At 65.2% G+C, this 18,590-nt stretch carries 17 protein-coding genes, 1 tRNA gene and 7 pseudogenes; 15 read left to right on the top strand and 10 right to left on the bottom strand.

The genetic code is table 11. From position 1 onward, the window contains the following. Nucleotides 1–15 precede the first annotated feature (15 nt). The 9 genes and pseudogenes from CN538_RS21445 to purH all read left to right on the top strand — a co-directional run bounded on the left by CN538_RS21445 (nt 16) and on the right by purH (nt 4,087). Complete coding sequence (locus CN538_RS21445; protein WP_164999453.1) at nt 16–183, top strand: hypothetical protein; 168 nt, start codon at nt 16–18, stop codon at nt 181–183. After that, nucleotides 180–434, top strand: a pseudogene (locus tag CN538_RS23810) (50S ribosomal protein L11 methyltransferase); the annotation flags it as partial. The gene CN538_RS21445 and the pseudogene CN538_RS23810, both read left to right, overlap by 4 nt. A 73-nt stretch (nt 435–507) precedes the next feature. Further along, entirely contained in the window at nt 508–915 is a 408-nt protein-coding gene (locus CN538_RS23815; RefSeq protein ID WP_277985061.1) for a 50S ribosomal protein L11 methyltransferase, read from the top strand. 164 nt (nt 916–1,079) lie between these two features. Then, complete coding sequence (locus CN538_RS23820; protein ID WP_277985062.1) at nt 1,080–1,256, top strand: tRNA-dihydrouridine synthase; 177 nt, start codon at nt 1,080–1,082, stop codon at nt 1,254–1,256. Beyond that, nucleotides 1,256–1,465, top strand: a pseudogene (locus tag CN538_RS23825) (tRNA dihydrouridine synthase DusB); the annotation flags it as partial. The gene CN538_RS23820 and the pseudogene CN538_RS23825, both read left to right, overlap by 1 nt. Nucleotides 1,466–1,524: 59 nt before the next feature. Then, nucleotides 1,525–1,837: pseudogene (locus CN538_RS23830) on the top strand (tRNA-dihydrouridine synthase). A gap of 64 nt (nt 1,838–1,901) precedes the next feature. Further along, nucleotides 1,902–2,063 (top strand): hypothetical protein, encoded by a 162-nt coding sequence (locus tag CN538_RS23835; protein ID WP_164999454.1) that lies wholly within the window; start codon nt 1,902–1,904, stop codon nt 2,061–2,063. Beyond that, nucleotides 2,060–2,380: a DNA-binding transcriptional regulator Fis gene (fis, locus tag CN538_RS00210; RefSeq protein ID WP_106418158.1), complete on the top strand. Its 321-nt coding sequence runs from the start codon at nt 2,060–2,062 to the stop codon at nt 2,378–2,380. Before CN538_RS23835 ends, fis begins: the two co-directional genes overlap by 4 nt. A 103-nt stretch (nt 2,381–2,483) precedes the next feature. Next, a pseudogene (purH, locus tag CN538_RS00215) lies at nt 2,484–4,087 on the top strand (bifunctional phosphoribosylaminoimidazolecarboxamide formyltransferase/IMP cyclohydrolase). Nucleotides 4,088–4,190: 103 nt separating this feature from the next. Here purH and CN538_RS00220 read toward each other — a convergent pair. The 5 genes and pseudogenes from CN538_RS00220 to CN538_RS00240 form a co-directional block, all read right to left on the bottom strand. Further along, a pseudogene (locus CN538_RS00220) lies at nt 4,191–5,652 on the bottom strand (NAD-dependent succinate-semialdehyde dehydrogenase). 199 nt (nt 5,653–5,851) lie between these two features. After that, a complete protein-coding gene (locus tag CN538_RS00225; RefSeq protein WP_106418159.1) occupies nt 5,852–6,307 on the bottom strand; it encodes a hypothetical protein in 456 nt (151 codons plus the stop codon). A gap of 15 nt (nt 6,308–6,322) precedes the next feature. After that, the gene (gene folE, locus CN538_RS00230) at nt 6,323–6,880 is read right to left on the bottom strand and encodes a GTP cyclohydrolase I FolE (protein WP_106418160.1); all 558 of its coding nucleotides are present in this window, start codon (nt 6,878–6,880) and stop codon (nt 6,323–6,325) included. Between the two features lie 182 nt (nt 6,881–7,062). Continuing rightward, nucleotides 7,063–8,051: pseudogene (locus CN538_RS26615) on the bottom strand (serine/threonine protein kinase). A 40-nt stretch (nt 8,052–8,091) separates the two neighbouring features. Next, nucleotides 8,092–8,838: a ComF family protein gene (locus CN538_RS00240; protein WP_242495427.1), complete on the bottom strand. Its 747-nt coding sequence runs from the start codon at nt 8,836–8,838 to the stop codon at nt 8,092–8,094. A gap of 380 nt (nt 8,839–9,218) precedes the next feature. Here CN538_RS00240 and CN538_RS20105 point away from each other — a divergent pair, with 380 nt between their 5' ends. Together CN538_RS20105 and CN538_RS00250 are read left to right on the top strand one after the other, a co-directional pair. Further along, the gene (locus CN538_RS20105) at nt 9,219–9,380 is read left to right on the top strand and encodes a hypothetical protein (RefSeq protein ID WP_164999455.1); all 162 of its coding nucleotides are present in this window, start codon (nt 9,219–9,221) and stop codon (nt 9,378–9,380) included. 615 nt (nt 9,381–9,995) lie between these two features. After that, complete coding sequence (locus tag CN538_RS00250) at nt 9,996–10,751, top strand: hypothetical protein (RefSeq protein ID WP_129591253.1); 756 nt, start codon at nt 9,996–9,998, stop codon at nt 10,749–10,751. A gap of 196 nt (nt 10,752–10,947) precedes the next feature. On the opposite strand, the gene CN538_RS00255 is transcribed toward CN538_RS00250, so the two are convergent. Both CN538_RS00255 and CN538_RS00260 read right to left on the bottom strand, forming a co-directional pair. After that, nucleotides 10,948–11,032 (bottom strand) — tRNA-Leu (locus tag CN538_RS00255). Nucleotides 11,033–11,433: 401 nt separating this feature from the next. After that, entirely contained in the window at nt 11,434–11,778 is a 345-nt protein-coding gene (locus tag CN538_RS00260; protein ID WP_129591254.1) for a hypothetical protein, read from the bottom strand. A gap of 993 nt (nt 11,779–12,771) precedes the next feature. On the opposite strand from CN538_RS00260, the gene CN538_RS00265 reads away from it, so the two are divergent. The 3 genes and pseudogenes from CN538_RS00265 (at nt 12,772) to CN538_RS00275 (ending at nt 15,079) form a co-directional block, all read left to right on the top strand. Then, nucleotides 12,772–13,521, top strand: coding sequence for an amino acid ABC transporter substrate-binding protein (locus CN538_RS00265; protein ID WP_106418164.1), 750 nt, complete (start codon nt 12,772–12,774; stop codon nt 13,519–13,521). 141 nt (nt 13,522–13,662) lie between these two features. Beyond that, a complete protein-coding gene (locus CN538_RS00270) occupies nt 13,663–14,337 on the top strand; it encodes an amino acid ABC transporter permease (protein ID WP_106418165.1) in 675 nt (224 codons plus the stop codon). Then, nucleotides 14,334–15,079: pseudogene (locus CN538_RS00275) on the top strand (amino acid ABC transporter ATP-binding protein). Before CN538_RS00270 ends, CN538_RS00275 begins: the two are co-directional and overlap by 4 nt. A gap of 15 nt (nt 15,080–15,094) precedes the next feature. On the opposite strand, the gene CN538_RS00280 reads toward CN538_RS00275, so the two are convergent. Next, nucleotides 15,095–16,582, bottom strand: coding sequence for a sodium:solute symporter family protein (locus CN538_RS00280; protein WP_106418166.1), 1,488 nt, complete (start codon nt 16,580–16,582; stop codon nt 15,095–15,097). Beyond that, a complete protein-coding gene (locus CN538_RS00285; RefSeq protein WP_106418167.1) occupies nt 16,575–16,808 on the bottom strand; it encodes a hypothetical protein in 234 nt (77 codons plus the stop codon). The genes CN538_RS00280 and CN538_RS00285 overlap by 8 nt, the downstream gene beginning before the upstream one ends. 153 nt (nt 16,809–16,961) lie before the next feature. Here CN538_RS00285 and CN538_RS00290 point away from each other — a divergent pair, with 153 nt between their 5' ends. Continuing rightward, complete coding sequence (locus CN538_RS00290) at nt 16,962–17,777, top strand: DUF1206 domain-containing protein (protein WP_106418168.1); 816 nt, start codon at nt 16,962–16,964, stop codon at nt 17,775–17,777. A gap of 178 nt (nt 17,778–17,955) precedes the next feature. Here CN538_RS00290 and CN538_RS00295 read toward each other — a convergent pair whose 3' ends face one another. Further along, entirely contained in the window at nt 17,956–18,567 is a 612-nt protein-coding gene (locus tag CN538_RS00295; protein ID WP_106418169.1) for a HupE/UreJ family protein, read from the bottom strand. Nucleotides 18,568–18,590 lie beyond the last annotated feature (23 nt).

Below are 18,590 nucleotides of genomic sequence, written 5' to 3' on the forward strand. Positions count from 1 at the left end.
CCAAGGAGCGCCGCCATGGCGTGGCTACAACTCAAGGCGCATATCGCCCCCGAACAGGCCGAGTGGCTCGAGGAGCTGCTGCTGGCCGAGGGCGCCAGCGCGATCACCCTGCAGGATGCCCCGACGACCCGGTCTTCGAGCCCGACCGCGGCACCACGCCGCTGTGGCAGGAGACGGTCCTGACCGGCCTCTACGACGATCTTGAGGGGGTAGAGGCGATGATCGAGCGGGTCCAGCGGGCCTGGGCCGAACAGGCGCCGGAAGACCCCGCGCCGCAGATCGAGTACGAACTGCTCGCCGACCGTGACTGGGAGCGCGAGTGGATGGACGGCTTCGAGCAGCTGCGCATGGGTGAGCGGTTGTGGATCGTGCCCAGCTGGCACGCGGCCCCCGACCCCCAGGCGGTCAATCTGCTGCTCGACCCGGGCCTCGCCTTCGGCACCGGCACGCATCCCACCACCGCACTCTGCCTCGGCTGGCTCGACCCAGCCCCGCGACGCCGTGCAGGTGCTCGATTACGGCTGCGGCTCGGGTTTCTCGCCATCGCCGCCCTCAAGCTGGGTGCGGATACCGCGGTCGGCCGTGGATATCGACCCCCAGGCGCTGCAGGCCAGCCGCGACAACGCCGAGCGCAATCAGCTCGATGACAGCCGGCTGCTGCTGGAGTATCCGGAGCGTCTCGGCCAGGGCCGCTTCGAGGTGGTCGTGGCCAATATCCTCGCCGGCCCGCTGATCGAGCTCGCCGCCGAGATCGCTGACCGCGTCGCGCCCGGCGGGCGCCTGGCGCTCTCCGGCATCCTTGCCGCCCAGGCAGACAGCGTGCTCGACGCCTATCGCGACCAAGGCCTGCGCATGGCGCCGCCGCAGGAGAAAGAGGGCTGGGTGCTGCTGAGCGGCGAGCGCCCCGCCGCCTGAGTCGCGGCGGCGGAGCCCAGGCCCCGCCGCCGACGCCCTTTTGCCGCGTTCGTGCGACCAAACAGCGCTTCAACAAAGCCGGAGCGCCCGGTATCATAGCCTCCCGTTTTCCCCGAGCCTCTGTAACCATGCGTGAAGCCGTGTCCGCGCAGCCCGAGCGTGCGTTGCCCCGCATCGGCCGCCACACACTGCCCAACCGGGTCATTCTGGCGCCCATGGCCGGCGTCACGGATCGCCCCTTCCGCCAGCTCTGTCGCGAGCTCGGCGCAGGTCTGGTGGTGTCGGAGATGGTGACCTCGGACAGTCGGCTCGGCACACCCGCAAGTCGCGTCAACGCCTGATCCACCGTGGCGAACCCGGCCCGCGTTCGGTCCAGATCGCCGGCGGCGATCCGCAGATGCTGGCCGAAGCCGCGCGCATGAACGCCGGCCGGGGCCGAGATCATCGATATTCAACATGGGCTGCCCGGCGAGAAGGTGTGCAACAAGGCAGCGGTTCGGCCCTACTGCGCGACGAGCGCCTGGTCGACGACATTCTCACGGCGGTGGTCGCTGCGGTCGAGATTCCGGTGACCCTCAAGATCCGCACCGGTGGTGCGAGCAGACAGCAATGCACTACGCGTGGCGCGCCTGGCGGAGAACGCGGCATCGCCGCCCTGGCGTCCACGGGCGGACCCGCGAGCAGCGCTACAGCGGTAGCGCCGAGTACGACACCATCGCCGCGATCAAGCAGCAGGTATCGATCCCGGTGTTCGCCAACGGCGATATCACAACCGCAGCGCGCCGCCGAGGTACTTGCCTATACCGGTGCCGATGCGGTGATGATCGGCCGTGGCGCCCAGGGCAACCCGTGGCTGTTTCGCGAGATCGAGCACTACCTGCGTACCGGCAGCGAGCACGCGCCCCCAGCCTCGCGGAGATAGAGGCCACCATGCGCCGGCACTGATCGCGCTGCACGCCCACTACGGCGACTACCTCGGGGTGCGCGTGGCGCGCAAGCATATCGGCTGGTACCTCGCGAGCCGCGATCCACGGCGCGAGCATCGCGCGCGTTTCAACCGGCTCGAGCAGAGCGCGGAGCAGTTCGCTTTTCTTCATGAACTCTTTCGTGGCGACACCGCGATCGACAACGGAATTCACGCAGCATGAACAGTCGGCAGCCTCTGGACCTCGACGGCAATTCGCCGCTGGAGGTCGAATCTCTTCATATGGCCGAGCAGAGCTCTCAAGTCACCCTGCGTGAGTGCGTCGAGCAGGTGATGGAGCGCTACTTCACCCATCTCGAGGGTGATGAAACGTGTGAAACGGTGTCGCATCTCTACACCATGGTGCTGGCCGAGGTGGAGGCGCCGCTGCTCGACGTCGTGATGCGCCATGTCGAAGGCAACCAGACCCGCGCCGCTGAGCTTCTGGGCCTCAATCGAGGCACCCTGCGCAAGAAGCTCAAGCAGTACGACCTGATCTGATTCTCCCCCTCGCCTCGCCCATGCGGGGCACCACCGAACGCCCGCCGCTCGGACTTTCAAGCCCTCCAGCGCGCGTTCGACCGACCGACAAGAGTGGATTGGCATGTCTCAAAACTCCGCATCCTCCTCCCGCCCCGTCAGCCGCGCCCTGCTCAGCGTCTCCGACAAGACCGGTATCGTCGACTTCGCTCGTGAGCTCGTCGGCCGCGGCGTCGAGCTGCTCTCCACCGGCGGCACCTACCGCCTGCTCCAGGAGAACGATGTCGCGGTGACCGAAGTCTCCGCACACACCGGTTTCCCCGAGATCATGGACGGTCGCGTCAAGACGCTGCATCCCAAGATCCACGGCGGCATCCTCGGCCGCCGCGGCGAGGACGATGCGGTGATGGCCGAGCACGACATCGCGCCGATCGATCTGGTGGTGGTCAATCTCTACCCGTTCGAGCGCACCGTCGCCAACCCCGACTGCAGCCTCGCCGACGCGGTCGAGAACATCGACATCGGCGGCCCGACCATGGTCCGCGCCTGCGCCAAGAACCATGCCCACCACCATCGTGGTGGATGCCGACGACTACTCCCGGGTGCTCAAGGACATGGCCAGTCATGACGGGGCAGTAAGCCAGGCGACCCGCTTCGATCTGGCGATCAAGGCATTCGAGCATACCGCCGCCTACGACGCCGCCATCGCCAACTACTTCGGCCAGCGGGTGGGCAGCGGCGAGCCCGACTTCCCGCGCACGCTGTCACTGCAGTTCAGCAAGAAGCAGGGCATGCGCTACGGCGAGGAACCCGCACCAGAAGGCGGCTTTCTATGTTGAACGGGGCCAGGTCGAGCCGGAGGCCAGTATCGCCACGCCAACCAGCTCCCAGGGCAAGGCGCTGTCGTTCAACAACGTCGCCGACACCGACGCTGCGCTGGAGTGCGTGAAATCGTTCACCAAGCCCGCCTGCGTGATCGTCAAGCACGCCAACCCATGCGGCGTGGCGGTGGTGCCCGAAGCCGAGGGCGGCATCCTCAAAGCCTACGAATTGGCCTTCGCCACCGACAGCGAGTCGCCTTCGGCGGCCATCATCGCCTTCAACCGCGAGCTGGACGGCGAGACCGCCGCGGCGATCGTCGCGCACCAGTTCGTCGAGGTGATCATCGCCCCGACGATCTCCGCCGCGGCGCGTGACGCGGTCGCCAGCAAGGCCAACGTGCGCCTGCTGGAGTGCGGCGAGCTGCCGGCACACAGCGGCGAGGGCTGGGATTACAAGCGCGTCAACGGCGGTCTGCTGGTGCAGAGCCGGGACACCGGCATGATCACCGCCAACGAACTCAAGGTGGTGACCCGCCGCGCGCCCAGCGAGCGCGAACTGCATGATCTGGTGTTCGCCTGGAAGGTGGCCAAGTTCGTCAAGTCCAACGCCATCGTCTACGCCCGCGACCGTCAGACCGTGGGGGTCGGCGCCGGCCAGATGAGCCGCATCAACTCGGCCCGCATCGCCGGCATCAAGGCCGAGCACGCCGGGCTCCAGGTGGCCGGCTCGGTGATGGCCTCTGACGCCTTCTTCCCCTTCCGTGACGGCCTCGACAACGCCGCCGCCGCCGGCATCACCGCGGTCATCCAGCCCGGCGGTTCGATGCGTGACGACGAAGTGATCGCCGCTGCCAACGAAGCCGACATCGCGATGGTGTTCACGGGAATGCGCCACTTCCGCCACTGAGCGCCGCCGCGCTCCCAGGTAGCGCAAAAAAAAGCCCACGACAGCGTCTGTCGTGGGCTTTTTTGATGCGGGGCGGCAGGAGGAACTCAGCCGCCCCAGAGCCTCAAGCCTGGCCCAGGTCGATGCACAGATACTTGACCTCGAGATACTCGTCGAGGCCGTACTTGGAGCCCTCGCGCCCCAGCCCGGACGCCTTGACGCCACCGAAGGGCGCGCTGGCGTTGGAGATCAGCCCGGTGTTGATGCCCACCATGCCGTACTCGAGCGCTTCCGCCACCCGCCAGACGCGCCCCAGATCCCGCGAGTAGAAGTACGAGGCCAGACCGAACTGGGTGTCGTTGGCCAGCCGCACGGCCTCCTCCTCGGTCTCGAACGGGAACACCGCCGCCAGCGGGCCGAATGTCTCCTCGCTCGCCACCTTCATCTCCGGGGTGGCGTGACTGATCAGGGTGGGCGAGAAGAAGCGCCCGCCAAGCGAGTGCTCGTGGCCGCCGAGCAGCAGCTGGGCCCCCTTGTCGGTGGCATCCTTGACGTGCTCGCTCACCTTGGCCACCGCATCCTCATCGATCAGTGGCCCGATATTGACGCCATCCTGGAAACCGTCGCCGACCTTCAGCTCGCTATTCATCGCCGCCGCGAGCTTCTCGCTGAAGGCGTTGATCACGCTCGACTGGACCAGGAAGCGGTGGTGCAGACGCAGGTCTGCCCGGCATTGCGGAACTTGGAGGCGATGGCGCCTTCGACCGCGGCGTCCAGGTCAGCATCCTCGAACACCAGGAAGGGGGCGTTACCGCCGAGCTCCAGCGAAATCTTCTGGATATGCTGGGCGGCACCCGCCATCAGCGAACTGCCGACCTCGGTGGAGCCGGTGAAGGTGACCTTGCGCACCACCGGGGACTCGGTCATCGCCTTGGCGATCTCGCTGGCCTTGCCCGGTACCACGTTGAAGACACCCCGCGGCACCCCTGCCTGCTCGGCCAGCGCTGCCAGCGCGGTGGCGGAGAACGGCGTCTGACTGGCCGGCTTGATCACGATGGTGCAGCCGGCGGCGAGCGCCGCTGCGGCCTTGCGCGTGATCATCGAGGAGGGAAAGTTCCACGGCGTGATCGCGCCGACCACCCCCACCGGCTGTTTGGTCACCACGATGCGCTGCTGGCTGCTGGCCGCCGGGATGGTGTCACCGTAGATACGCCGCGCCTCCTCGGCGAACCAGCGCATGAAACTCGCGGCGTAGACGATCTCCCCCGCCGCCTCCTTGACCGGCTTGCCCTGCTCGGCGGTCATGATCGCGGCCAGCTCATCCTTGTGCTCGAGCATCAGCTCGTACCACTTCATCAGGATGTCGGCGCGCTCCAGCGCGGTATGGTTGCGCCAGCCCGGCAGGGCTGCCTCGGCGGCCTCGATCGCGCGCTCGGTCTCGGCGCGGCCGAGCCGTGGCATACCCCCAGAATCTCGCCATTGGCGGGGTTGTCGACGTCGATCTGTTCACCGCTGTCGGCAGCCACCCAGTGGCCGTCGATATAGGCATAGGGCCTGAACAGCGCGCTCTCTTTGATGGATTGCATGAGTCCTCCTTCCTTGATGTGCCCTGCCGCCGACCACGAAGAAACCGCGCGGCCGGCGGTGATTGCTGGCGCGCCGCCAGGACTCGGGCGACGCGTCTGAAACGGGCGAGGTGTCGGAAGAAAGGATGGCGCTTTCGCTGCGTTGGCGCCAGTGACAATCGGTATGACAGCGGCCGGGGCGCCAAACCGTCGCAGCCGGTTACACCACGCCCTGGGACCAGAGCGTCACGCCGACCGCGATCACCAGGGCCAGCGCCGCCACCGCCTGGCCGTTGAAGCGCTGCGGCGCGCGATGCACGTGGCGCAGCCCCAGCCAGGCGAGCACCAGCGCGACCACCTCGACCACCGGTGCATAGCGTCCGGCACCGACGCCGGCACACGCCACCACGAAAGCCGCCAGCGCCCAGTGCGAGAGCTGCTTGCACTGCACCTTGCCGCTGGCATCACGGGTGCTGCGCGCGGGCTTTTGCGCTTCGGGCCGATTGAACACGCGCACCGCGCGCTCCTCGGCGACATCGAAGCGCACCGCCTGGCCCGCCGCCGGCAGGCCACGTCCGCGCCACTGACCGAACTCAAAAGTGTAGCGCTGGCCATCCGCGGCCACGATCTCGCCGCGCTGGGTGTCGTCATCGAAGCTGTCGAGCCGGCCATCCATTGTCGCGCTCCCGTGTCAGCGACCGTTGACCAGCATCAGGAACTCCTGACGCGTGGTCTGATTCTTGCGGAAGCTGCCGAGCATCACCGAGGTCTTCATGCACGAGTTCTGCTTCTCGACGCCGCGCATCATCATGCACATGTGCTGGGCCTCGACCACCACGCCGACGCCGCGCGCGCCGGTCACCTGCATCACCGCTTCGGCGATCTCGCGGGTGAGGTTCTCCTGAATCTGCAGCCGCCGAGCATACATGTCGACGATGCGCGCGAACTTGGACAGCCCCAGCACCCGGCCCTGGGGCAGGTAGGCGATATGGCACTTGCCGATGAACGGCAGCACATGGTGCTCGCACATCGAGTACATCTCGATGTCCTTGACCAGCACCATTTCGTCGGTGTCGGAAGCGAACACGGCGCCGTTGACCAGTTCTTCCAGAGACTGATGGTAACCCTGGGTCAGAAATTGCATCGCTTTGGCGGCCCGCTGCGGCGTATTGCGCAGCCCCTCGCGCTGGGGGTCCTCCCCCAGGTGTTCGAGAATGCCGCGAAAATGGCCTGCCAATTGCTCTGTCATGATGCTGCCTTGATCCTGTCGCTTGCGGGCGCTGACGCCGACTATCGGGCACCGGCGCCACGCTGATGGGAAGAGGAAAACGCAGGCCACGAAAGCCGGCGCATGATGAAAAGGGATTCTAGCGAAACTCGCCCCCGCGCTCTATCGCCGGCACGCACCGGTCGTGCCCGCGCCCGCCGCCCTCAGGCCAGCCAGCGCGGCGAGTCCAACGCCACTCGCTGCTGCTCCAGGGTGCGGATGTGCTGATCCCAGTAACCGCTGTCGGCCACGTAGGGGAAAGCGCGCGGGAACGCCGGGTCCTGCAGCGCGGTTGGCCAGCCAGGCGCTATGGCGCACCAGGCGCAGCGTGCGTAGTGCCTCGATCCACTCGAGCTGGCGTCGATCGAATCGAAGTCGAGCGACTCCTCGTAGCCCTCGATCACCTCGGAGAGCTGCATCTGCCACTCCTCCGGCGACTGCGCGGTGAGCAGCATCCACAGATCCTGCACCGCCGGCGCCATGGCACAGTCATCGAAGTCGACCAGGGCGAAATGGTCGTCGCGGCGAGCATGTTGCCCAGATGGCAGTCGCCGTGAACGCGCTGCAGCGCCTGCTGCGGCCAGGCTGCTCGGCGAGCAGCCCCAACAGAGCATCGGTCACGCGGATATAGGCACTCTGCTGCCGCGCGCTCATCCAGGGTGCGGCGAGCACGCTCTCACGGCTCTCCTCGACTAGCCGTAACGGCTCGAACACCGGCCGATGCTGGAAAGCGCGACCGGCCGACGGCATGCACCTGCCCGATCAGCTGGCCCAGGGCAAAGAGATGGGCGGGATTGTCGAGCTCCGGCGCCTGCCCCGGCACATGGGCGAACAGCGCAAAGCGGAAGCCCTCCGCCTCGAACAGCGTCTCCCCCTGGGCGTTCTGCCACGGCGCCCCGATCGCGACCTCGGCGGCGGCGAGCTCGCCCAGAAAGGCGTGCTCTTCGAGAATCTGCGCTGTGCTCAAACGCTCGGGGGGGGTAGAACTTGGCGACCCAGCGCTGGCGCTCGTCGTCACTCAAGGCATAACCCGGTTCTCGTAGCTGTTGAGCGCGAACGGCTCCCCCGGCAACCAGAAGCCCTGGGACTCGACCGCCTCGACCACACGCTGGGGGGTCAGGGTCTCGAACGGATGCGGCGATGCGGCACTCATGGCTTACCTCGACAGACGAAGGCTATGGCGGCGCATGCTATCAGATTCGGTCCGGCGGCGTACGTGCCAGCGCCACCACCCCGATGTGGCGCGCACCGGCGCGGCGACAGGCCAGGGCCAGCGACTCCAGGGTGGCCCCGGTGGTCATGACGTCATCCAGCAGCAGCACCGACTCGGGCAGCGGCCCTTCGAGCCCGAAGGCGTCCCTGACGTTGTGCCGGCGCGCGGCGCGGTCTAGTCCCCGTTGGCTCGGCGCGTCGCGCTGGCGTAGCGCCACCAGCCGCGGCAACTGCCAGCGCGCAGCGAGCGAGCCGCCCAGCCAGCTGACCGGGTCGAACCCCCGTTCGCGGGTGCGTGTCCACGAGCCCGGAACGGCGATCAGTCGTTCACCGCACGGTGCGGTGGTGCCCATGGCATGGACCAGCAGCTCCATCAGTAGCCTGCCAGCCCGCGGATCGGCGGAAAACTTGAAGCGCTGCACCAGTCGTATCAGTTCTCCTTCGTAACGCAGCGGCACCCAAGCCGCATCGAATGCCGGCGGGCGCCGCAGACAGCGCCCGCAGACGTCTCCCCCGCCCCGCGTCGCCATGGGCTCAGCGCAGCGACGGCAGGCCACGACATTCCAGGGCAGGTCGCCATCGCAGTCGGGACACCAGGGGAGATCACCAGTGAGGCGGGCATAGCAGAACGCGCAGTAGCCGGGCAACGCCCGGCGTAGCCAGCGCTCGAGCCGCCAGCGCAAATTGCCGGCAGCGATCACCCGGCGCAGCGCGTAACGTCTGATCATGCGCCTCTTCCCTCCTCTTCTGACGCCCGCTTCCCACCCGCTCTGGTAACGCTCAGCACTCGGCATGCCGGCGCACCCTCTCCCGAGAGATCGGCGGGCGGCACGGCGGCTTGAACGCCATCACGCCGCGCCCACTGACCTTGGCTACACTGAGGTCGATCCGCCGACATCCCGGCGAGCGGAGCCATTCGCGGTCCTGGCCGCCCTCTCTACGGCCCGGCTCTCAACTGATTCGAGGAGGCTTTTCGCGATGCCACTGGCCAGACAGGAAGCCGTACAGCTACTGGAATCAGGATTGAAACCGTATCGCGTGCGCGCCTCTTTTCAAGGAGGCGTCACCCCACTTCAGTGTCAGAGTGAGTCATGATCGCGGCGCCTTCGTGCGCACCATTCCCATCGGTATCTGCAGCAATCGTCGCGCGCTGATTCGCCGCATCGACCTGCTGCGCTCCGAAGCAGAGAATCGTTTCGGTGTTCCCTGTGAGAGATGGCAACTAGGTGATGAAGTCAAGGCAGAAAAGCGCATTCATCTATCGCGGTGACCTCACTGGCAACAAGGAGTGCTCGAACGGTTTCGCCTTCATCCTGGCCTCAGCCAGGGTGAAAACCTCCACGCCCCAGCAGCCGATCAGGCGCCTATCGACCGGCCGCATCGTCTTTCCCCGCCCATTGTGCCTTCATACGTCCTCGCTCTCTCCCGCCGCCGCCCCTCTTAATTGATGTCTGGCCGACATCAGCCCTTTTCGAGACATGAACTTACCTGATGCCTTGAAGCACTCTTCAACCTGACTGAAGAGCAAAGCGTACGTTTTCGCAAACGATATTATCGCCATGATACAAAGCTCACACGCCAAAACATAAAGAAAGTCTAATATTAAAAATATGAAAATACCGCACCCCCAACCCAAGCCCTATGTGCTCTCACAAAAATATTTACACCAACACAACAAAAAACCCAAACACGCTTTCACAAAGGCTTTTTCGATAGACATGCCATTAAAAATCTGATGGCAACGACGGGAAATGTCGACATGACCACCAGCTCATTCAGCGTAATAAACTACAAAACATTAGTATTATCTTGTGAAAATATCAGCTTTGATAAGCAAAGAAAAATTCATCGATAATCATCACGCCGCAAAGGAAGGTCACGCCGATTGCATGCCCATCAGAGAGCGACAACGGCGGGATCGCTGCGGCTCATCGATGCCATATCACCGTCCATCATTCCTGGGGGCTATACGAACAACATGTCACTCTACGAGCGTTTTCAGAGCCGAATGTCGGCCGTCGACAAGCTTGTGAACATGTACAGAGAGCTGTGCAGCGCGCGCGGCATTCTGCCTCGCGGACGGCTGGACGAGGCGCACAGCGACCTGCTCTGGCTGCCGCGCTCGGCGGTTGCCTTCTCGCTGGCGGCCATGGACGCCTACGTCGACGAAGTCGTCACCGACAAGCTGGGGGATTATCGCGCCTGCATTTCGCTCTACGTACCGATGAAGAACGTGCTCGAGCAGTCGGACGGAACGCCATGCTCGAGCCTGTGCATGCACCGCAGCCCAACCAACAAAGAGCGTCATGGCGCGCGAATCTGGGTCGACCCATCCCAGCCCAGCGGTCGCACGTCGCTCTCGTTCAAGTCACCGGAAGAGTTGATCGCCGCTTATCGTCTGCTGGGGCATGCCGATATCATCGAGTCGATTGCCGCTATCTGGCCGGGGCCCGCCTGCACCCCGACCGATATCAAGCAGAAATTGAACGTGCTGATCCAGAGACGCAACCAGATCACCTACGAGGGCGACTGCGATCCTGACGGGCATATACGCCAGATCCATCCGCACTACGCGACCCGCTGCAAGTCGTTCATCGAGAAAGTGGTGATACGCCTGCATCGCGTCGCCTACGAGCCTTAGCTGAAGGCGCCTAGGAGGAGGTTCGGGTCGCGCACTGGCCGCTTCCCGGGCCATGAGGGACGACCGAGCGATGCAGGGTCCGCGAAACGATCAACAGAACGGGGAGTGCGCGCCAAACTGGGCCACGCCGGACAATCAAAGGGAAGGGGAGAGCTGGGGAGGTTCATCAAAAGCCTTAAGGCTTCTTGAATCAAGCTGGTGCGGATGGGGAGACTCGAACTCCCACGCCTTGCGGCACTAGAACCTAAATCTAGCGTGTCTACCAATTCCACCACATCCGCTGGATGAAGAGCGCGCTCATTTTACGGACGAGCGCCTCAAAGTCAATTCAATGCCTGGCACCCTGCCCGCTCGCAGCATGAGCGCCCAACTGTCGGCGCAGCTCGGACAGACACAAAAATAGAGGGTCCGCGTACGAACCCCCTAGTCGTGACGGCTTCCTGCCGTAGGCCATGGCTTCCTGCCAAACCTCCCTGTGCCGGCCGCCTCCTGCGACCTCGCTTCCTGACGTCTCCCTGACGACACGCACACTGTGGACCCCTTGGAGATCAGATAATTTGATACAGGTGAAGAATCGGCAAGGTAATTGTATCTTTATGTATCTTGGCGCTCATGGCAGACAGCCGTCACGCCACAAAAAAGCGCCCCCGCGGGGCGCTTTTTGAGAGAGGTCATTCGCCTGTCACTGGGACTTCTGGGCGGCCGCCGCGGCGTCGCTCTGACCTTGGGCATTGATCGAGTCAAGATCCTCGGCATCCTTGATATCGGTCTTGCCATCGGTCTCTTCCTGCATGGCGTCGATGGAATCATCGGTCGCCGCGCTGTGACCGCTTTCATCCATGCCCTGATGCTTGCTCTCGCCACTCATCATGTCCTGCTGCGACTCGGTCACGCCGTCACCCTTCTTGAGCGGCTCCTGATTGGCCTGCTCAGCATCTTTCAGCGCGGCGCTGTCGGCGTAGACCATACCCGCGCCGCCGAGCAGCATGAGAGCGGTAGCGGTGACGACTGCAATACCTTTTTTCATGGCAAGTCCCTTGTCTCTTTGATTGACAGATACGCCGCGCACTCGGCGGATGGCGTTTCATCAGCATAGCGCAAATCGCGCTTTTTGCTTGCCTCGGGGCTCGGGATGTCGCCCCTTCGACATCCATGGCCGGTATCATCATCGACACGTCAACGCATCGACAGCCGCAAAAGGGATAAAGAGGTGCCGGACACACGAAAGGCGAGCCCGGGGGCCCGCCTTTGTCAGATCCGCCTGCGCCGGGGACTTCCTGTCCTGGAGAGAGTCATCCTGACCCCTGCCGGCGTGCGGTGCTGTGCAATCAAGCTACGAGGTCACTTTCCTGGTGACTTGTAGCCATACGATCTTCCGTGATCGCAGTCGAGATTCATCTGATGTCCCTAGACTTCATCCTTGAAGCCGATGAATCGACCAACGCGTGCAAAGTTATACAAAACCTTTCTCTAGGTCAAGCACGTGCCAGGCATGGATGATGCCCGATGCCGCTGGCAGGTGGGCTATAAAATGGGGAAAGGGAGACGATGGAAGGACATCGACTCCCCGAAAGCAGGATGCGCTCCAGCCCGTCTGCCGGGGCTGCGAGAGCAACGCCGATAGCGCCCAGAACGCGACTCGCTCTCGACTCTCAACGGTACCTGAGCCTATCGGCCCGTTCCCTGGCCATGCCGCTAACCAGCGCTTCGCGCAAGTCCCTTGGTCACGTCCCTGCGACAGCCTTCACGAAGAGAATCGAGCCGATGTTAGATCAATACATTACAAACAACAAAGGCTCGTACAAAATATTCCGCCATCTGCCCCGTACTGGCGGGCTCGCCACCGACGACGATCCCATAGCCCCAAACAAAATGGCATATAAAATTTTTCTCTTATTCCGACAAAAAATTTTGCGCTATCCTACATCCATTCACGACCGCGCGGTCCGTCCCCCGCGCTGACCCTATCGACGAGGAGATCACCCGCATGGCTCGATACGCACATTCTCTGGCTGGCCGCATGCTCCGCAGCGGCGCCCTGGCCCTGGGTCTTGGACTGGCCGCGATGAGCGGCATGGCGCATGCCGACACCCTGCGCGTCGGCATGTCCGGCGGCTACTATCCGTTCACCTTCGTCGACCATGACGTGCTCAAGGGCTTCGAGGTCGACCTGATGAATGCTATCGGCGAAGAGACCGGCGACGACATCGATTTCGTCACTGCCAGCTTCTCCGGGCTCGCCGGGATGCTCGACTCCGGGCGCATCGACACCATCGCCAACCAGATCACCATCACTCCCGAGCGTGAGAAGAAGTACCTATTCAGCACCCCCTACGTCTACGACGGCGCCCAGGTCGTGGTGCGCAAGGGCAACGACGCCATCCACGGTGTCGAAGATCTGAAGGGCAAGACCGTCGCGGTCAACCTCGGCTCCAACTACGAGGCACTGCTCGAGGAGTTGCCCTACGCCGACCAGATCAATATCAAGACCTACGACTCCAACATCGAGCAGGACGTCGCCCTCGGCCGTGCTGACGCCTTCGTCATGGACCGTGTCAGCGCGACCCAGGTGATCAAGGACAAGCCCCTGCCGCTCGAGCTCGCCGGTCAGCCCTTCTCGCAGATCCAGAACGCTTACCCGTTCCGCGACGATGAGGCCGGCGCCGCCCTGCGCGATCGCGTCAACGCCGCACTGACCAAGCTGCGCGACAGCGGCAAGCTGAAAGCGATCTCCGAGAAGTGGTTCGGTACCGATATCACCCAACCCTGATATTCTGATCCCACGCCGCCCTCGAGTCGTACCCTGTGTCTTACACGCAGGGCTGCGCTGGGGCGACACGGCCCATGATGCTCGCCGGCTTCATGGGCCTTTCTGTTATCCACGGCCGCGCTGCGCGGCGTAGTGATCTCCATGCACGCACTCAATGTCGACTACATGCTGGGCCTGGTGCCCATCCTTCTGAGCTATCTACCGTTGACCCTGGGCATGGCCGCCGCGGGCATGCTGTGCGCCCTGGTCCTGGCCTCACTGCTGGCGGTCATCCGGGTGACCGAGCTGCCCGGGCTCAACGCCTTCGCCATGCTGTTCATCTCGTTCTTCCGCGGCACGCCGCTGCTGGTGCAGTTGTTTCTGTTCTATTACGGTCTGCCCCAGGTGCTCACCTTCCTGGTCTCGATCAACGGCATCACCGCCACCATTCTCGGCCTGACCCTGCACTTCTCGGCCTACATGGCGGAGTCGATCCGCGCCGCCATCGTCGGGATCGACCGTAGCCAGACCGAGGCCGCGCTCTCGGTAGGCATGACCCAGGGCCAGTTGATGCGGCGTATCGTGCTGCCCCAGGCGACCCGCGTCGCCACGCCGACGCTGATGAACTACTTCATCGACATGATCAAGTCGACCTCGCTCGCCTTCACGCTGGGCGTCACCGAGCTGATGGGGGCGACCCAGAAGGAAGCCGCCAGCAGCTTCCTCTACTTCGAAGCCTTTCTGGTCGTCGCCGTGATCTACTGGGTCGTGGTGGAAGCCCTGTCGTGGGTACAGAAATGGCTGGAACAACGACTCAATCGGGCCTATCAGCGATGATCGAACTCAAGGGTTTGCGTAAGCAGTTCGGCGACCAGGTGGTCTTCGACGCCATCGACTTGAAACTCGAGCGCGGCGAGATCATCGTCGTGGTCGGCCCCTCCGGGACCGGTAAGTCGACCCTGCTGCGCTGCATCAACTTCCTCGAGCGCCCCGATGCCGGCCAGCTCACCGTGGGCGATCTGCAGGTCGATACCACCCGCGCTACTCAGGCGCAGATTCTCGCCCTGCGCCGGCGCACCGCCTTCGTGTTCCAGAACTATGCGCTGTTCGCCAACAAGACCGCACTGGAGACATCGCCGAAGGCATGATCGTGGTCGACCGCCTCTCCAAGCGCGAGGCACATGCCCGGGCGCGCAAGATCCTCGAGCGCATTGGCCTGGCCGACAAGGCCGATGCCTATCCGGCCTCGCTCTCCGGGGGGCAGCAGCAGCGCGTCGGCATCGGCCGGGCGATGGCGGCCAACGCCGAGGTGATCCTGTTCGATGAGCCGACCTCGGCCCTCGACCCGCAGTGGGTCGAGGAAGTCCTGGGGCTGATGAAGCAGCTCGCGGCGGAGCACCAGACCATGATTGTGGTGACCCACGAGATGCAGTTCGCCCGCGAGGTCGCCGACCGCGTGGTGTTTATGGACGAGGGCCGAATCATCGAACAGGCGCCGCCGGCGACACTCTTCAGCCAGCCACGCGATGAACGCACTCAGCGCTTCCTGAAAAAGATTCTCGCCGCCAATCCGGCCTGAACCCATCCGCGCCAGTCAGGCGCGGGAGCGACCCGGGGCGCTGATGGCGAAGAAGCGCTCGACCACGTCATCGCGCACCGGCCGGGTGAGCAGCGACACGCCCACGAACAGCGGCAGATTGACCAGCAGTCCCCAGAAGCCGGCATGCACGCCGAGCGGATTGCGCCAGATCAGGGTGAAGGCGAGAGTCACGCAGAAACCGGCGATGATGCCGGCAATCACCCCGGCGGTGGAGGCGCGGGTCCACACGAACATGCCGATGAAGGCCGGCAGCACCTGGGTGGCGAAGCCGAGCCCCACCAGCAGGATCATCACCAGGTTGCTCGGCTCGCTGATCGCCACCGGGGCGACGATCAGCGCCATGATCGGGACCAGCAGCCGCCGTGCCAGTCGCGCCGTGGCGCTGTCGCTGAGCCGCCACAGCGGCTGGGCGATGTCGCGCGCATAGGCCATGGCCACCGAGTGTAGAAACGGCTCGCACGAGGACATCGCCGCGGCCAGGGTGCCCGCCCCCAGCAGCCCCACCAGCCAGACCGGCAGATGGCCGAGGGCGTAGCTCAAGGCCACGGTATCGGCACGTTCGAGCTGCGGCAGTGCGAGAATGCCGATGAAGCCTACCACCACCATCGGCAGCACCACGATGTAGTAGGTCGGCAGCCAGGTCGCGCTGCGCCGGATGGTGTCGGCCGAGCGGGCGCTCATCCACTGACTCCATACCGGCGGCATGAACGACAGCATCGAGACGATGATCGAGGTGGTCCAGAAGGCGAAGCTCATGTCACCGCCCGCCCCCGGCAAGGTCAGGAAGTCGGGACGCTCCGCCTGTAGACGCGCGAAGATGGCGCCGAAGCCCAGCTCGCCGCTGGCGGTATGGGCCGACCACAGCCCCACGCTCCACGCCACCACCAGCATCAGCACACCCTGGAAGGCGTTGGTCAGGCCGATGGCGTGCTGTCCACTGACGTAGAGATAGAGCGCCATCGCCGCCAGGATCAGAATCACCCCTGCCCAGACCGGGATACGCCCGCCGCTCATCACCGCCAGGATGTAGGCCGAGCCCATGGTCTGCAGCACCGCATAGGCCAGCGAGCCGATCGACATCACCAGCGCCGCCAGGCCACCCAGCAGCGGACTCTGGTAACGGTCGGCGATGGCCGCGCCCTGGGTGACGTGGCCGAAGCGCCGGCCGAACTCCCACACCCGCGGACCGCAGTACCAGGCCACCAGCGCCAGATAGGAGAGATAGATCACCACGTAGAAGACCGCGACGCCCTTGCTGTAGGCCCAACCGGGGGCGCCCATGAAGGTGTAGGCGCTGATGCTGCCGGCGGCGATCAGCAGATAAAGGGTCACGCCGCCCATGCTGCGTCCGGCGACGCCCCACTCCTCCAGGCTGTCCATGACGCGACCGCGGCGCGCGCCCAGGCCGATCACCAGGGCCACCGCGACATAGCTCAGGGTGATCCACAGCGGGGCCAGGCTGCTGGTCGACAGGCTAGTCATCCCCGCGCGCCCTCCGCGCCAGCCAGCGGTTGCCCAGCAGCATAGCGAGCCAGCAGCCGGCCACGATCGCATAGGCCCATAGCGCCAGCCACGGCAGACCGAACGCCAGCCGCGCCCGATTGACCCCGGCCACCACTGGCCACAGTCCCATCATGATCAGGCCCAGGAACAGCAGCAACAGCCCCCAGCCCGCCACCGAGCGCGGGCGTACCACGAAATGCTTCATCAACCTTCCTACCGTTTTCGAACCTTCATAACGTGTCGACGAGATATTCGGCCCCACACGCGGCCAGCGACAGGATAGCGTACCGCATCGGGCATCGGCGCCGAACCCGGCGAGCTGCTAGGCTGCAGGGATCATTCGCGTTCAAGGATCTCCATGCCGCAACGACGCTCTCGACTCCGTGACGGGCTGCGCTTCAGCGCGTCCGCCGGCTATACCGCCAAGGGCCTGATCTATATCGCGGTGGGCTGGCTCGCCCTGCTCACCACCATCGGCCTGGGCGGCAGCGAGAGCGGCACCAGCGAGGTGATCCGCAAGATCGCGCTGTGGCCCTTCGGCAGCGTGCTGCTGGTGCTGCTCGGCCTGGGCCTGGTCGCCTATGTGGCCTGGCGGCTGGGCCAGGCGATCTGGGACACCGAGCACAAGGGCAACGATTGGAAAGGCTGGCTGCAGCGGCTGGGATTCGCCCTCAGCGCCGGGCTCTACGCCACCCTGGCGTGGCAGTGCGCGACCCTGCTGATGCACAGCGTGGCAAGCTCTTCGCAGGAGGATAACCGCCGCCGCACCGAGTGGCTGCTGGGTGTCCCCGGCGGGCGCTGGCTGCTGCTGGCGGTGGGATTGGGCTTCGTCGCGGTCGGCGTGCATCAGCTCGTGCGTGCCTGGCGCCGTGCCTACCGCAAGAACTGGCATCTCGACCAGCGCCCCAACCCGCCGCTGCCGCTGCTCGAGGGCATCGCCAGAGTCGGGCTGGCCGCCCGCGGGGTGACCTTCATCCTGATCGGCGGACTGCTCGGCCTGGCCGCCTGGCAGCTCTCGCCCAGCCAGACCCAGGGCCTGGGTGGCGCCCTCGATCTGCTGGCCCACCAGCCCTACGGCGACTTCCTGCTGGGCGGCGTCGCCTGCGGCCTGATCGCCTACGGCGGCTACTGCTTCATCAATGCGGGCTATCGCCGTGTGCGTCACCCCCGCTGACCGGTACACGCCGACATGACAAAGGCCGCGGATGCGGCCTGTAAGGATCGGCACAGCGCGCCAGCGCCGCGACCACCGTCACGGCACCGAACCACCTGCTGGGCGATGCAGCCCAGCAGGGAGCCGAGAGACGCAGCCGATGCCGAATGGATGCCGAGAGAGATACCGCGCAGGCCCCTCAGCTCAGCATCAGCGCCCCGCCGGCCGCAGCGATGGCGGCACCGATACCGCGCAGCCAGCGGCTGTCACGCTGGGCCAGCCAGGCACCGGCATGGCGCCCGGCCAGAGTGATCGCCACGCTGGTGACCACGAAGCCCAGCGCATAGAGCAGCGCCGAGGCACCGGGCGCCAGCTCGCTGCCGTGGGCATGGCCGTGCAGCAGGATGAACGCGAACACCAGCGTGCCGCCCACCGCGCTGGGCAGCTTGACCAGCGTCGCCAGCAGCACGCCCGCCAGCAGCACGCTGGAGGCGATACCGAACTCCACCCCCAGCAGCGGTACTCCGGCCCAGGCCAGACCGGCACCACACACCATGCCCAGGGCGATCAGCGCAGGCATCGCCCGGCGCAGCGTGGGCGCCTGGCGGCAGCTCCACAGCCCGATCGCCAGCATCGCCAGCAGATGATCGAGACCGGTCAGCGGGTGCATCAGCCCGGCCAGGAAGCTGCCGCCGTGGGTATGCGGCAGATGCCCCGGATGGGCGTAGGCCACCGAGGCCAACAGCAGTGCCAACGGGGCACCGAGCCAGGCCAGATAGCGCGCCGCGCGACGAGAGGGTTGAGCTTGCATGGGTCACTCCTTGTGGATGGTGG

Source organism: Salinicola tamaricis, from assembly GCF_003006155.1.
Classification (GTDB): Bacteria; Pseudomonadota; Gammaproteobacteria; order Pseudomonadales; family Halomonadaceae; genus Salinicola; species Salinicola tamaricis.

Excerpts from the sequence above, each read along its gene's own strand:
- CN538_RS00295 (WP_106418169.1), bottom strand. The coding sequence starts at position 18,567 with ATGCAAGCTCAACCCTCTCGTCGCGCGGCGCGCTATCTGGCCTGGCTC.
- fis (WP_106418158.1), top strand. The coding sequence starts at position 2,060 with ATGAACAGTCGGCAGCCTCTGGACCTCGACGGCAATTCGCCGCTGGAG.
- CN538_RS21445 (WP_164999453.1), top strand. The coding sequence starts at position 16 with ATGGCGTGGCTACAACTCAAGGCGCATATCGCCCCCGAACAGGCCGAG.
- CN538_RS00290 (WP_106418168.1), top strand. The coding sequence starts at position 16,962 with ATGCCGCAACGACGCTCTCGACTCCGTGACGGGCTGCGCTTCAGCGCG.
- CN538_RS00240 (WP_242495427.1), bottom strand. The coding sequence starts at position 8,838 with ATGATCAGACGTTACGCGCTGCGCCGGGTGATCGCTGCCGGCAATTTG.
- CN538_RS00270 (WP_106418165.1), top strand. The coding sequence starts at position 13,663 with ATGCACGCACTCAATGTCGACTACATGCTGGGCCTGGTGCCCATCCTT.
- CN538_RS00260 (WP_129591254.1), bottom strand. The coding sequence starts at position 11,778 with ATGAAAAAAGGTATTGCAGTCGTCACCGCTACCGCTCTCATGCTGCTC.
- folE (WP_106418160.1), bottom strand. The coding sequence starts at position 6,880 with ATGACAGAGCAATTGGCAGGCCATTTTCGCGGCATTCTCGAACACCTG.
- CN538_RS00225 (WP_106418159.1), bottom strand. The coding sequence starts at position 6,307 with ATGGATGGCCGGCTCGACAGCTTCGATGACGACACCCAGCGCGGCGAG.
- CN538_RS00285 (WP_106418167.1), bottom strand. The coding sequence starts at position 16,808 with ATGAAGCATTTCGTGGTACGCCCGCGCTCGGTGGCGGGCTGGGGGCTG.
- CN538_RS00265 (WP_106418164.1), top strand. The coding sequence starts at position 12,772 with ATGCTCCGCAGCGGCGCCCTGGCCCTGGGTCTTGGACTGGCCGCGATG.
- CN538_RS00280 (WP_106418166.1), bottom strand. The coding sequence starts at position 16,582 with ATGACTAGCCTGTCGACCAGCAGCCTGGCCCCGCTGTGGATCACCCTG.